The 13,053-nt window shown below is 72.1% G+C and carries 12 protein-coding genes; 1 reads left to right on the plus strand and 11 read right to left on the minus strand.

The window, feature by feature from the left end:
* Positions 1-68: 68 nt before the first annotated feature.
* Positions 69-941: a hypothetical protein gene (locus tag DA085_RS02450; RefSeq protein WP_109471343.1), complete on the minus strand. Its 873-nt coding sequence runs from the start codon at positions 939-941 to the stop codon at positions 69-71.
* 3 nt (positions 942-944) lie between these two features.
* Positions 945-1,397, minus strand: a complete 453-nt coding sequence (locus tag DA085_RS02455) for an Lrp/AsnC family transcriptional regulator (RefSeq protein ID WP_109471344.1) — start codon at positions 1,395-1,397, stop codon at positions 945-947.
* A 21-nt stretch (positions 1,398-1,418) separates the two neighbouring features.
* Here DA085_RS02455 and DA085_RS02460 point away from each other — a divergent pair, with 21 nt between their 5' ends.
* Positions 1,419-2,351: a 5'-3' exonuclease gene (locus DA085_RS02460; protein ID WP_109471345.1), complete on the plus strand. Its 933-nt coding sequence runs from the start codon at positions 1,419-1,421 to the stop codon at positions 2,349-2,351.
* Between the two features lie 3 nt (positions 2,352-2,354).
* On the opposite strand, the gene DA085_RS02465 is transcribed toward DA085_RS02460, so the two are convergent.
* The 9 genes from DA085_RS02465 to DA085_RS02505 all read right to left on the minus strand — a co-directional run bounded on the left by DA085_RS02465 (position 2,355) and on the right by DA085_RS02505 (position 13,044).
* The gene (locus DA085_RS02465) at positions 2,355-2,903 is read right to left on the minus strand and encodes a PH domain-containing protein (RefSeq protein ID WP_109471346.1); all 549 of its coding nucleotides are present in this window, start codon (positions 2,901-2,903) and stop codon (positions 2,355-2,357) included.
* Between the two features lie 315 nt (positions 2,904-3,218).
* Complete coding sequence (locus tag DA085_RS02470) at positions 3,219-4,526, minus strand: multidrug effflux MFS transporter (RefSeq protein ID WP_154402076.1); 1,308 nt, start codon at positions 4,524-4,526, stop codon at positions 3,219-3,221.
* Between the two features lie 226 nt (positions 4,527-4,752).
* Positions 4,753-7,662 carry a DEAD/DEAH box helicase gene (locus DA085_RS02475; protein ID WP_109471348.1) on the minus strand — a complete coding sequence of 970 codons (2,910 nt, stop codon included), beginning with the start codon at positions 7,660-7,662 and terminating at the stop codon, positions 4,753-4,755.
* A gap of 81 nt (positions 7,663-7,743) precedes the next feature.
* Positions 7,744-8,625 (minus strand): diacylglycerol/lipid kinase family protein, encoded by an 882-nt coding sequence (locus DA085_RS02480; protein ID WP_109471349.1) that lies wholly within the window; start codon positions 8,623-8,625, stop codon positions 7,744-7,746.
* A gap of 43 nt (positions 8,626-8,668) precedes the next feature.
* On the minus strand, positions 8,669-9,448 hold the full coding sequence (gene tatC / locus DA085_RS02485) for a twin-arginine translocase subunit TatC (RefSeq protein WP_109471350.1): 780 nt from the start codon (positions 9,446-9,448) through the stop codon (positions 8,669-8,671).
* Between the two features lie 47 nt (positions 9,449-9,495).
* Positions 9,496-9,786, minus strand: coding sequence for a Sec-independent protein translocase subunit TatA (gene tatA / locus DA085_RS02490; protein ID WP_109471351.1), 291 nt, complete (start codon positions 9,784-9,786; stop codon positions 9,496-9,498).
* 58 nt (positions 9,787-9,844) lie between these two features.
* On the minus strand, positions 9,845-10,816 hold the full coding sequence (locus DA085_RS02495; RefSeq protein WP_109471352.1) for a helix-turn-helix transcriptional regulator: 972 nt from the start codon (positions 10,814-10,816) through the stop codon (positions 9,845-9,847).
* The gene (locus DA085_RS02500; RefSeq protein ID WP_109471353.1) at positions 10,816-11,808 is read right to left on the minus strand and encodes a helix-turn-helix transcriptional regulator; all 993 of its coding nucleotides are present in this window, start codon (positions 11,806-11,808) and stop codon (positions 10,816-10,818) included. The genes DA085_RS02495 and DA085_RS02500 overlap by 1 nt, the downstream gene beginning before the upstream one ends.
* 48 nt (positions 11,809-11,856) lie before the next feature.
* Positions 11,857-13,044 carry a DUF3866 family protein gene (locus DA085_RS02505; RefSeq protein WP_109471354.1) on the minus strand — a complete coding sequence of 396 codons (1,188 nt, stop codon included), beginning with the start codon at positions 13,042-13,044 and terminating at the stop codon, positions 11,857-11,859.
* Positions 13,045-13,053 lie beyond the last annotated feature (9 nt).

The raw sequence follows: 13,053 nt of genomic DNA on the forward strand, positions 1-13,053 counted from the left end.
GAAGAGTACTCCGGTCGGGTCCCAGCGGCAAGCGACCCCGCGAGGCCGGCGCGGACGTCGTCAGAGAGTCACCTCGAGGACAGCAGCTCCCCGTTGACACGGACCTCGCCGTGCGGCCACCGCTCCAGGGACTCAGGGACCCTCTGCCTGCCCACCGGAGTCCGTGTGTCCAGGCGGAGGTCGCCGTTCGCGTCGGCGTGGAGCGAGGTGAGGACGTAGGTATCCGGCAGCGTGGCCACGATCTCCTGCAGGTCGGCGAGCACCTCACTCCGGTCGTCCCCGGTCAGGTGCACCGAGACCCGCCGCGGGTCCTGGCAGCCACTGCCCGCGAACGAGAAGCCCGGGTCATCGGGTCCGGTCCAGCCGAGCTCGGTCGCGGCGTCGCTGGCCTCGGAGAGGCTGTTCCCGAAGAACTCACGAGGTGCGACCCCCGTCCCGCACAGGCGCTCGGTGTCCAGGTCGCGGGTGATCCCGCCGGCCCGGGCAGCCAGGTCGAGGCTGAGCTGGGTCCGGTGGCCCCCGGGAAGGTCCAGGATCGGCGACAGCTCGGGCCATCGGCCCGTGTCCCACCCGGAGATGCGGACCGGTGTGCCGGCCCACTCTCCCTCGATCGTGCTGGTGACGGACCAGCCAGACCCCTCGTGCTCCCCCATGACCTCACCGAGAGAGCGAAGGGCACCGAGCACGTCCGCCTCGGCCAGCTCGCCGCGTGCGGCGGTGAGACGGACGCTCACCTCACCGCTGGCACGGTCCGCGGTGACCGCTGGGGTGAGGGCGGGGTGCGCCGCGAGGGCGTCCTCGACCTCGGCCGCGACCTGCTCGCCGGTCGCCTCGTCGGGATACAGGTTGCTGAGCTGGAACAGGGCGTAACCACCCACCAGGGCGACGGCGACCCCGGCGGCGACACCGACCCACAGCAGCGCCCTCAGTGCCTCCCGCACCTACTACGCCTCGTGCGGCAGCTCGACCGGTTTGCCCTCCCAGGGCGTTGACAGCACGACGGTGGTGCTGCTCGCACAGTTCGCAGCCGACCTAATGTCGGCCAACAGCTGCTCGAGGTCCGACGGCTTGGCGAGCCGGACCTGGATCACGTAGTTCTCCCGGCCGGCCACGGACCAGCAGGAGTCGATCTGCGGCAGGTGCTCGAGCCGCTCCGGGATGTCGTCGGGCGCCGCCGGGTCAAACGGGGAGAGTGCGATGAGGGCGGTCAGTGGCAGGCCGACCTTCTCGAAGTCGATCTCGGCACGGTAGCCGGTGATCACCCCGCGCTCCTCCAGCCGTTTGACCCTCTGGTGGACGGCGGATGTCGACAGTCCGACAGCGCGACCCAGGTCGGCGAAACTCATCCGCCCGTCCGCGGCGAGCAGTCCGACGATCTGGCGGTCAACGGCTTCCATGAGGCCCTAGCCTAGTGAGCCATGAACCCCGACCAGCGCCTGCTCCTGCTCGACACCGCGTCGCTCTACTTCCGAGCCTTCTTCGGGATGCGCGAGACGTCGCCGGCAGCGGACGGCACACCGACCAACGCCCTGCGCGGACTGCTCGACATGACCGCGACCCTGATCAACCGGTTCTCGCCGACCCACCTGGTGGCGTGCTGGGACGACGACTGGCGCCCGGCGTTCCGCACGGCAGCCATCCCGTCCTACAAGGCACACCGCCTGGTCGAGGGCTCCACGGACCAGGAGGAGGTGCCCGCGGACCTGCAGGTGCAGGTGCCGCTGATCCGTGCCTCGCTGGAGGCGTTCGGGTTCCCGGTGCTCGGCTCCCCCGGGTACGAGGCCGACGACGTCATCGGCACGCTCGTCGCCAAGCACACGGGCCTCATGCCGGTGACGGTCGTGACCGGTGACCGCGACCTGTTCCAGCTGGTCGACGACGCACACCAGATCACCGTGGCCTACACCGCCCGCGCCGGGGTGCGGGACGCGGAGGTCATCGACCAGGAGGCACTGCAGGAGCGGTATGCCGTGGCGTCCGGTCAGGCGTATGCCGACATGTCGATCATGCGTGGTGATACCAGCGACGGGCTGCCCGGGGTCGCCGGCATCGGTGAGAAAACCGCGGCGGCGCTCATCGCGAACTACGGCTCGCTCGACGGGGTCCGGCAGGCGCTGGCCGACGGGGACCCCGCCATCAAGGGCGCTCGGCGCAAGAACCTCCAGGCCGCGTCCGACTATCTCGACGTCGCTCCCGGCGTGGTCCTCGTGGCCCGCGACGCCCCCCTTGCGGAACGACCGCTCACCCTGCCCCGTGAGCTGGCCGACCCGGGTACTCTGCAGCAGTTCGTCGAGGCCTATGGCATCTCGGGCCCGGTGCGGCGTCTGATGGAGGCGCTGCGGATCGGCTGAGCCTCAGCGACGACCGCGTGCGCGGGGCGGCTCGTTGGGCGGCCACTCCCCGTCGTCGGACCCGTCGTCCCAGGAGTACAGGAGGTTCTGGAGCTGCACCTGGACGGACTCCACGCCGGGTACGTCGCGCAGTTCCATACCAGCCTTGTCGGTGGCGTCGGAGATGGTGAGCGTGCCGCAGCCGAGGATCCGGTCGAGGAGGTGCTTCTCGATCGCCAGGTCGTTGATGCGGTGCAGCGGGATGTCACGCCCGGCCTTGGTGAGGATGCCTGAGCGGTGGCTGACCCGCCGGGTGGTGATCACGTAGCGCTCGGTCGACCAGCGCAGGATGGGCACGACCACGAAGACCGCCGCCACCCCGGCCGCCAGGACCGCCACGGCCAGGGTGATCCAGCCGCCGTAGGCCAGGTCGCGGGTGAACCACCAGACGGCCCAGAGCAGGGCCAGGAGGAAGATCGCGAGCGCCACCGGCTCAGCCAGGGCCTTCCAGTGCGTCCGGATGCTGAGGACGATCTCCTCACCGTCGGCCAGCTGCTTGCTGTTGAGTCCCATGGGGCTGATCCTGCCACCTGGCCAGCGGTTGTGTCCGGCAACCACGCTGCGCGGCTGCGCTCGCTACGCCGACGGAGACACGGGCTGAACAGGCATGGGATGTCCCTCTGGGAGCCGGACATCGTTCTTCGAGCCGGCTAGTGCCGGCGCCAAGAACCCGTACGTGCTCCAAGACACGCCGTGGGCAGGAGTGCGTGTCGGCCGCCGGGGCTCGGGTAGACGTCCGCGTCGGCCGCCGGGGCTCAGGCAGTCATGCGGTCGCGCGCCGTGGGAACCGTCGGGCGGCGAGCGGGAGTCAGGCGGCGCGAGCGAGTGTCAGGCGCCCGGGGCTGCTGCCGCGACCTGGGGCTCCTCGGCCGGGCGCGCCGGCTGGCCTGCGTGGTCACCGGGGCGAGCCGGTCCGCTCCCCCGGCCCCACGACATACTGGAGAGGATGTCGCCGGGGCGCGCGAGGGTCCAGAACACGAGGACCGCGAGGACCCCGCAACCGACCATCACCGCTGCCATCGGCACCGCCGACGCGGCGTCGAAGGCGCCGGTGACCGGGGCGATCAGGGCCCCGAAGACGAAGTTGCCGGCGCCGAGCAGGGCCGCTGCGGCTCCCGCCCGCTCACCGTGGTCGTGCAGCGCGATGACCGGCGCGTTCGGCATGATGAAGCCCGCGCAGGCCAGCACGAGGACGACGCCCACGATGATGACGACGACGCCGAGGTCGAGCAGGGCGGCGACCAGCAGCAGGGTGGAGATGACGACCAGGCTGGGCAGGACGACGCGCAGGATACGGACCGGGTGGATGCGCTGCACGAGGAAGCCGTTGGCCTGGCTGGCGATCGTCAGCGAGCCGGCGCCGGCGGCGAAGACCAGGGCGTACTCCTGCGTGCTCATGCCGTAGAGGTCCTGGAAGATGAAGGTCGCCGAGCTGATGTAGGCGAACAGGGCGCCCATCGCCGTGCACGCCGTGAGCACCAGCCCGAGGAACCGTCGGTCGCTGAGCAGCACCCCGTAGGACCGCAGAGCGGGCCCGACCCCACCCGGGCGGCGACGCTCGCGCGGGAGCGTCTCTGGTGCCAGGAAGAGCGCGACAGCGACGAGTGCCAGGCCGAACACGCCCAGGCCCCAGAAGATGGTGCGCCAGGTGCCGAAGTGCAGGAACTGCGCGCCGAGCGTGGGGGCCAGGATCGGAGCCACCCCGACGATGAGGAACAGCCGGGAGATGAAGGTGGCCATCTCGGAGCCGTCATAGAGGTCGCGCACCATGGCGTTGGCCAGGACCATCCCCGAGGCCGCGGTGAGGCCCTGCAGGAAGCGCAGCACCAGCAGCGCGTCCATCGAGTCCGAGAGCGCGATCGCCACCGAGACGAGCACGTAGGCGCTGAGCGAGATCAGCAGGGGGCGCCGCCGCCCGACCGCGTCCGCGACCGCGCCGATGAGCAGCTGCCCGATGGCGAGGCCGATGAGGGTGGAGGTGAGGGTCAGCTGGACGGCGGCCTCGGTCGTGCCCAGGTCCTCGACCAGTGTCGGGAAGGCGGCCAGGTAGATGTCGATGGTCAGCGGACCGATCGCCACCAGGGCGCCGAACATCAACAGCCGGGTCAGCCGCGACGGCTCATGGGTCAGTGGCACGAGAGGTCAAGGCCCCACAGCGCCAAGGTATTCCGGGGCACCGGCCGACGGCCGACGGTCAGACCGGCCCTGAGTCGTGGCGCCGCTCAGCAGAGGCGACGCCGGCGGTCCGGACCTCCCCGGGAAGGTGCCGACGGCGGTCCGACCCTCCCCAAGAATGTGCCGAGGGCGGTCCGATCTTCCCCAAAAATGTGCCGAGGGCGGTCCGATCTTCCCCAAAAATTGGTCAGTCGAGCCGGTCCGCCGCCACGACGCCGCGCAGCATCGCGTCGGACGCGCGCCGGGCGGTGGCCGCGACGGACTCGTCCGCTGCCTGGGCGATCTGCCCCAGCAGGTCGACCACCTGCTTGCTGCGACGCACGAAGTCCCCGGCGGACAGCTCGCCGTCCCTCAGGACCTCCTCCAGCGAGCGGCCCGAGGCCCACCGGTGCACCATCCACGCGATCCCGGGGTCCAGCTCGCCGGTCAGCGGCAGGCGGTGCTCGGCCTCCCGGTCGGTCAGCTGGGACCAGATCGCGACCATCTCCCGGAACGCCTCCTCGACCTCCACGGACGGCCAACGAGGGGCGAGGACCTCGTCACTGCCGCGGGGCTCGTGGATCAGGGTGGACACGACCGCAGCCAGGGCGGGGGCATCCAGCCGTTTCCAGGTGCCCTGGGTCAGGGACTGGGCCGCGACCAGGTCCTTCTCGGTGTAGATGCGGCGCAGGCTGGCCCCCGCTGGAGTCACCTCCTGACCGTCCTCGGTGAGGTAGCCGAGCTCGCTGAGCAGCGTGCAGATCCGGTCGAAGGTCTTGGCCACCGTGTTGGTCCGGCCGCTGACGCGCCGCTGCAGGTCGTCGGTCTCGCGCCTCAGCTGCCACCACCGCTCCGCCCACCGCGCGTGGTCCTCCCGCTCGGGGCACTGGTGGCAGGGATGCGCGCGCAGCTGCCTGCGCAGCTCGTCGGGGTCGGTATGCCGTGCCGCACCGTCCGCCCGTCCGGCACCGGGGGCGTCGGTCGGCGCGGCGTCGGCCGCGTCCTCGCGTCGGGCGCCGGGGCGCTGCGAGGGGGGCGGCTCGAAGGGCACCTTGGCCCGGAGCGTCGCGGCCAGGTCCTTGCGCGAGCGCACGTTGCGCGGGTTGAAGCCCCGCGGGATCTGCAGCCGGGCCACCGGCTCCAGCGGATCGCGGAGGTCACTGGCGCTGACGCGCCGCAGCTGACCGTCCGAGGTGAGCACGCCCGGCTCGGGCGAACGCCCGGCCTTCGCCGGGACCGTCAGGACGACAGCCATCCCCTTGCGCCGGCCCTCGGGGAGGCTGACCACGTCACCGGGCGTGAGCTCCTCCAGGCTGACGGCGATCTCGGCGCGGCGTGAGGCGCTGCGGCGGCGGGCCTCGTCCTTCTCGGCGTCGCTGAGCAGGCGCCGCAGCCGGGCGTACTCCCGGAAGTCACCTCTGTCACAGTGCATCGACTCCGCGTAGCCCTCGAGCGCCTCCTCGTTGCGCCGGACCTGGCTGGCCAGGCCGACGACGGCCCGGTCGGCCTGGAACTGGGCGAAGGAGGACTGCAGGAGCTCGTGGGCCACGGACCGCCCGAACTGCGCCACCAGGTTGACGGCCATGTTGTAGGTGGGCCGGAACGAGGAGCGCAACGGGTAGGTGCGCGTCGAGGCCAGCCCGGCCACGTCCACCGGGTCCAGACCGCGCCGGTGCAGCACGACCGCGTGCCCCTCGATGTCGATGCCGCGTCGTCCGGCACGGCCGGTCAGCTGGGTGTACTCCGCCGGGGTGACGGGGGCGTGCTCCTCGCCGTTGAACTTGACCAGCTTCTCCAGGACCACGGTCCGCGCGGGCATGTTGATGCCGAGCGCGAGCGTCTCGGTGGCGAAGACCGCCTTGATCCTCCCGGCGGTGAACAGCTCCTCCACGATCTCGCGGAACAGCGGCAGCATGCCTGCGTGGTGGGCGGCGAAACCGCGGGAGAGCCCCTCGACGAAGTCGTGGTAGCCCAGCACGGGCAGGTCGCGCTCGTCGACCTCGGCCACGCGCTCCTCCACGAGGCGGCGGATCCGGGCGCCCTCCTCGGGTGGCACCAGCCGGGTGCCGCGGCTGAGCAGCTGGGTGACGGCACCCTCGCACCCGGCACGGCTGAAGATGAAGGTGATCGCCGGGAGCAGCCCCTCCCGGTCCAGGCGGTCGATCACCTCGGCGCGGCTCGCGGTCCCGCCCGGCAGGCTGCCGGGCCCCGCGCCGGACCGGCCGGCGTCGCGGTCCCGGGCACGTTCGGCATACTCCCGACCCCTGCGACCCCGGTCGTCGCGGCCGTGCGGCCGGCCGCGGCGACCTCGGGGGCCTCCCGCGTCCTCCCGGCGCCAGCGCGACTCGCGGTCGTGGGTCCCGATCCGGTCGAGCAGCTCGGGGTTGATCCGCGCCTGCTGCCACTGCGCGGTCGGGTAGGCGACCAGGCCGTCACCGGTGTGCACGAACAGGTCGAGCAGGTCCTTGCCCACCATCAGGTGCTGCCACAGGGGCACGGGCCGCACCTCGGAGACGATCACCTCGGTGTTGCCCCGCACGGTCCGCAGCCAGTCACCGAACTCCTCGGCGTTGCTGACCGTCGCCGACAGGGAGATCACCTGCACCGACTCGGGCAGGTGGATGATGACCTCCTCCCACACGGCACCGCGGAAGCGGTCGGCCAGGTAGTGCACCTCGTCCATCACCACGAACCCGAGTCCCTGCAGCGTGCGCGACCCGGCATACATCATGTTGCGCAGCACCTCGGTGGTCATCACCACCACCGGCGCCTCCCCGTTGACGGAGGAGTCGCCGGTCAGCAGGCCGACCCGGTCGGCGCCGTGCCGGGCCACCAGGTCGTGGTACTTCTGGTTGCTCAGGGCCTTGATCGGCGTGGTGTAGAACGCCTTGCGGCCTGTCTCCAGGGCCAGCGCCACCGCGAACTCACCCACGATGGTCTTGCCGGCCCCGGTCGGCGCCGCGACGAGGACGCCGCGACCGTCGTCGACGGCGGCGATGGCCTCGCGCTGGAAGTCGTCGAGCGGGAAGTCGAAGCCGGCCGCGAACCGGCCGACCGCCCCCCGTTCCTGCGTGGTCCGCTTGCGGGCAGCGGCATACCGCTCGGCGGGAGTGGACATGGTGTCAGGCTACGCGGTGCGCCCCGTCGGGGCAGGTCAGGCGCGCGCCCACCACAGCAGACGGTATGCCGTGTGGCCGGGTCAGCGGACCGGGACCACGACCTCGATGGCACCGGGCACGGCGGTGCAGGTGACGGGCAGCCGCGCGAGGGCCTCGCCGTCCCCGTGCGCGGTGAGGTCCGGCCCCGCGACCCTGACCGCTGAGGCCTGCTCGATCCGCACCGCCGGGTGGTTGCTGTGCCTGCCGGTGAACACGCCGGCCAGGAGCCGGACCGCGGAGGCGGCACCGACCGGCCGGATGATCACCACGTCGAGGAGGCCGTCGGCCGGGTCGGCGTCGGGAGCGATCCGCATGCCACCGCCGTACTGCGCCATGTTGCAGACGGCGACCACGAGGGCCTCCGTCTCCAGCACCCTGTCGTCGAGCTCGAGGCGGTAGGCCATCGGGCGGAGCCGGACGATCTCGGGGAGGACCGAGACGGTGTAGGCGTGCGAACCGAGCCAGCCGGGCAGGGTCGCCGCCCGGGCCGCGATGAGCGCGTCGAGGCCGCACGGCACCGACCCGACGACGTGCCGGTCGAGCGGACCGACGTGGATCAGGTCGATGGTCCGCCTCGTGCCGGACAGCAGGGTGGACACCGCCTCGGCAGGCTTGAGCGGGATGCCCAGCGAGCGGGCGTTGTCGTTGCCCGTGCCGGACGGCACGATGCCCAGGGCGGTGCGGCTGCCGACGAGCTGGTCGGCCACGAGCTGCACCACGCCGTCTCCGCCGACCGCCACCAGGGTGTCCACGCCGTCCGCCACGGCGGTCCGGCACGCCTGGCGGGCCCCGTCCAGCGTCGCGGTCTCCAGCTCACTCACCTGCTGACCCGCGGCCCGCAGCTGCTCGACGACGTGCGCTCCCAGCGCCCCGGCCCCCCGGCGGCCCGAACGCGGCCCGTGCAGCACGGCATACCTGGTCATGAGGTGAGTGTGCCCCAGCGCGACCGGCAGGTGTCGGCGCGACTCACAGCGGACTCGCCTCGTCGGGCGACAGGTCCTTCCACCGGTTGGTCGGGTCGCGCTTGTTGCGGCGTCGCTCGAGGATGGCCGAGACCCCGATCGCACCCCAGTACAGGATGTAGACGGGGATGGACAGGGCGATCATCGTCCACGCGCTGGGGTCCGGGGTGACGAACGCCGCGAAGATGAGGATGACCATCAGCGCGACGCGCCAGCCACGGATCATCAGGCTGACCGGCAGGATCCGCAGCTGGTTGAGACCCACCAGCGCGACCGGCATGAGGAACGCCAGCCCGAAGGCGAGGATGAAGTACAGGATGAAGTTGAGGTAGGTCATCGCGTCCTGCAGGTTCGCGGCGTCGTCCGGGGTGAAGGACAACAGGATCGCGACCGTGCGCGGGATGGCCCACGCGGCCAGGGCCGCCCCGGCCAGGAACAGCGGGACGCCCGCGAAGAAGTAGGCCAGCGCGATCCGCCGCTCGTTCTTCTTCAGCCCGGGCATGAGGAAGCCCCAGATCTGCCAGATCCACACGGGGCTGGAGAGCACGATGCCGACGAACATCGACACCTTGAGCTGCACGGAGAAGGGCTGGGTGATGCTGGCGCCGAAGTTGATGTTGACGATCTCGCGACCCTCGGAGTCGCGGACCTCACGCAGCGGCGCGATCAGCCAGTTGATGAGGGTCTCGTAGAAGTACCAGCCGGCGACCGCGCACACGAGCACACCCAGGAGGGCGATCAGGACGCGGTTGCGCAGCTCCCTGAAGTGCTGCGCGAGGGACATCCGCCCCTCAGGGTCACGACGACGAGCCACGGGGCGCGGGCGGCTGGTCAGGCGCGGGGTTCGTCGCGGTGCGCCTCGTCCGCGCGCGAGTCACCGGTGCCCTGGCTCGTCGCGGTGCCGGTCTGGCTGGCGGAGGATCCCTGGTCGCCCTCGTCGGCGGCCTCGCCGCGCACGGTGTCCTTGCTGGCGGCGCTGGGCTCCTTCATCTGGTCGACCTCGGACTTGAAGATGCGCATCGACTGCCCCAGGCTGCGCGCCATGTTGGGCAGGCTCTTCCAGCCGAACAGCAGGATGAGGATGACGACAACAGCGATGATCTGCCATGCGGACGGCCTCACGCGGGGCTCCTCTCGGGCACGGGTGGTGACCACACGCTCGTGTGGTCCCTCGGTGTTCTCAGTGTACGCGGTAGGACTGCAGTGCCTGTGCGGCACCGTCCCGGGTCTCGGCCGCCAGCTCTGCCGGGCTGACGACGGTGGCCTGGCCGCCCAGCCGCCACACGAGCCGGCGCACCCAGGCCGGGTCGGCGGCGAGCAGGGAGACCCGTAGGGACCCGTCGTCGCGGCGCGCGACGCTCTCCATCGGGAAGTTCTCGGCGATCCAGGCCGCGGACGGCGCGAGCTCCAGCTCGACGAGCACGTCACCGGGTGAGGCGCGGAACGCGCTCGTGCCGGTGGCGCGGGGGCTGACGCCGCTCGGGGGTGTCCCGTCCTGCTCCAGGACCTCGAGCTCCTCGATCCGGTCGAGCCGGAACATGCGCACGTCCCGGGCGCGGTGACACCACCCCTCGAGGTACCAACGGCCCTCGAGGGAGACGACGCGCATCGGGTCGACGTCGCGCTCCGTCGTCTCGTCACGGGTCGGGTTGTAGTGCCGGATGTGGATGCGCCGGGGCCCCGCGAGGGCCTCCCGGATCTGCTCGAGCCGCTGCTGCTCGGTCTCCCCCACCTCCAGGCTGACGCTCACCTGCGCGGCGGCTCGCCCCTCGGCGCCGGCAGCCTCCTCGAGCTTGGCCAGCGCGCGCTCGATGGCGTCCTGGGCGGCGATCCCCGGCGTCGCGGCCAGCGCCCGCAGGGCGACGATGAGCGCCAGCGCCTCGTCACGACCCAGCCGCAGCGGCCGGGCGATCTCGTCGGCGTTGCCGACGTGCACCACACCGCCCTCCCAGCTGGCCTCGATGAGGTCGTCCGGGTAGTGCCCGGGGGTCCCGCACACGAAGAGCAGCTGGAGGTCCTCCACGATCTGGTCCTGGGTGACCCCGAGCTCGCGGGCGGCCTCGGCGATGTCGACGCCCTGGCGGTTCATCAGCCACGGCACCATCGTCAGCAGCCGCGACAGCCGCTCGGTGGCGGTCTCCTGTGCAGCCATCAGCGCACCTTCCCGCCGTGTGCGGCCAGGACCGACTCCAGGGCCCGCCGGACGCCGGAGACGAGGTCCGCCGGGGCCAGGGCGATCGCGTCCGGACCGTGACCGGCGATCTCCTCGATCAGTGGCCAGAGTGAGCCGACGCGCAGCTCGATGACGTCCCAGCCGTTCGGGCCACGCTCCTCGAGCAGCGTTCCGCGCCGCCGGAGCTGGTGGCCGGTGCCCGTGCGCAGCGCGACGCGGGCGCTGGTGTCGCCGTCCTCGCCGGTGGCGGTCGTGATCATCGCGCGGGGATCGTGCTCGGCCGGGACGTCGTAGGTGCCCGGCCTGCCGGTCGCACGCACGGGTCCCTCCATGCGGTCCAACCGGAACACCCGCGGGGCGTCGCGGTCCAGGTCGTGACCGGTGAGGTACCAGCGCCCGTGCCACGAGGTCAGGGCCCAGGGCTGCAGGTGACGCTCGGTGGTCTCGCCAGCGGCACCCCGGCGGTAGCTGAAGGTGACCTCGCGGCGGCTCAGCACGGCGTCCCGGACCGCGTCGAAGGCGGGCTCTCGGGTGTGCAGCAGGGGCTCCACCCCCGCCACGGACCGCGTGTCCCTCGTCAGGCCGGACGCCTCGAGCTTGCGCAGCGCCTGCGCGGCAGGGCCGGCCAGGCTCGCCTGGGACCAGGCCCGCGAGGCCACGCCGATGACGGCGAGCTCGTCGGGCTCGAAGGAGATCTCCGGCAGGGCGTACTCGCGACGGTCGATGCGATAGCCCGTCTCGTCGGTGAACAGCGGGTCGATGACCTCGGTGCGCAGCGGGATCCCCAGCTCGCGCAGCTCGTCCTTGTCACGCTCGAACATCCGGTCGAAGGCCTCGTCGGAGCTGGCGGCGTACTGCGGCACGGCGGTCCGGATCCGGCTCTTGCTCATCGGCTGGCGGGTGTACAGCAGGGCGATCACCAGATTGAGCAGCCGTTCGGTCTTGACTGCGGCAGGACTGGGACGGGCCATGGGTGCGACGCTACCTGACGGGTCCAGCGAAATCGGCGCGGCGCCACGTCAGCCGAGCAGGGAGGCCGCGTAGCGGCCGGCTGCCGCAGCAGCCAGGAAGGCCGCTGGGTCCTCCCCCAGGCCTCGGCCCATCGTCGACAGCCGCACCGGAGTGTCCGCCAGGACGGCCTCCAGGCCGGTCAGGTCGATGTCGTGCCGTCGCAGGTGTGGGGCCGCCGCGAACAGCTCGTCGGCCTGCCTCGCGACCTGCTCCGCCAGCGCCCGGTCCGCCCCAGGGTGCCCGCTCAGCAGGGGGACCGGCACGTCGGCGGGCCGGTCCAGCACCCGGCCGTATGCCGTGCGGCTGTGGTGCGAGATGCCGCGGTGCCGCTGCCTGGGGTCGGCCCCGGAGACGCGTAGAGCGGCCACCCCGCGGCCTCCGAGGACGGCGACAGCGTTGAGGGCCTCGCCGGCCGAGACCCCGGAGAAACCCCAGGTGGTGCCCGTGCCGAGGTTGCCCGGCCCCTGGGCCACCACGACGGCCTCGGCCCCCACGACATGGTGGGCGGCCAGCAGACCGGAGTAGGTGTTGACCGCCTCGAGGTCACCACCGTAGGCCTGGCCACAGCTGATCACCGCCTCCAGCCAGCCGTGCTGACGCAGCGCCACGCACGTGCGGGAGAAGGCGGCCGGCAGGGCTCCCCCATCGGTCATCAGGTAGGCGACCCGGGCCTGCGGGGCGTGCTCCCGCAGACCGGCCAGGACTGCCGGGAGGCTGGAGTGCAGGTCGGCGGCGATGATCGGCAGGCCCCCCAGGTCGTCGGCCTCGGCCAGGACCCCGTGGTGCGGGCTGTCCTGCTCGTCGACCCCGAAGACCATCGTCTGCAGCGGCGTGTACCGCGCCTTGACCAGGTGCCCCGCCCCCTCCGGGTGGGAGGCGTCGTCGGGGGCGTCGGCGGGGAGCCTGTCGGGGAGCGCCACGACGATCGCCACGCCCCCGGTGCCCAGGCCCTTGTCGAGGGCACTGGTGTTCAGCAGCACCCGGTCACCGACCGCGGGCTCACCGGTCACCGAGACATAGGCGAGGGCGCGGACGACGGGCCGGTTCCTCTCGTCGTAGGTCGCGGCCAGGCCACCCGCTCCCACAGGCCCTGCTGCGCCAGCGGTCTCCCGGGCGGTGAGTCGCACCTCGACCTCGACGGCGTCGCCCCACCGGGCACGCTCGCTGACGACCTCACCCTCACGCCACCGGATCACCCCACGACC

The organism is Ornithinimicrobium cavernae, from assembly GCF_003121625.1.
Classification (GTDB): Bacteria; Actinomycetota; Actinomycetes; order Actinomycetales; family Dermatophilaceae; genus Ornithinicoccus; species Ornithinicoccus cavernae.

What these genes read in the sequence shown, in the direction of transcription:
- DA085_RS02455 (WP_109471344.1), bottom strand. Translation starts at nt 1,397, where the DNA reads ATGGAAGCCGTTGACCGCCAGATCGTCGGACTGCTCGCCGCGGACGGG.
- DA085_RS02460 (WP_109471345.1), top strand. Translation starts at nt 1,419, where the DNA reads ATGAACCCCGACCAGCGCCTGCTCCTGCTCGACACCGCGTCGCTCTAC.
- DA085_RS02465 (WP_109471346.1), bottom strand. Translation starts at nt 2,903, where the DNA reads ATGGGACTCAACAGCAAGCAGCTGGCCGACGGTGAGGAGATCGTCCTC.
- DA085_RS02475 (WP_109471348.1), bottom strand. Translation starts at nt 7,662, where the DNA reads ATGTCCACTCCCGCCGAGCGGTATGCCGCTGCCCGCAAGCGGACCACG.
- DA085_RS02480 (WP_109471349.1), bottom strand. Translation starts at nt 8,625, where the DNA reads ATGACCAGGTATGCCGTGCTGCACGGGCCGCGTTCGGGCCGCCGGGGG.
- tatC (WP_109471350.1), bottom strand. Translation starts at nt 9,448, where the DNA reads ATGTCCCTCGCGCAGCACTTCAGGGAGCTGCGCAACCGCGTCCTGATC.
- DA085_RS02495 (WP_109471352.1), bottom strand. Translation starts at nt 10,816, where the DNA reads ATGGCTGCACAGGAGACCGCCACCGAGCGGCTGTCGCGGCTGCTGACG.
- DA085_RS02500 (WP_109471353.1), bottom strand. Translation starts at nt 11,808, where the DNA reads ATGGCCCGTCCCAGTCCTGCCGCAGTCAAGACCGAACGGCTGCTCAAT.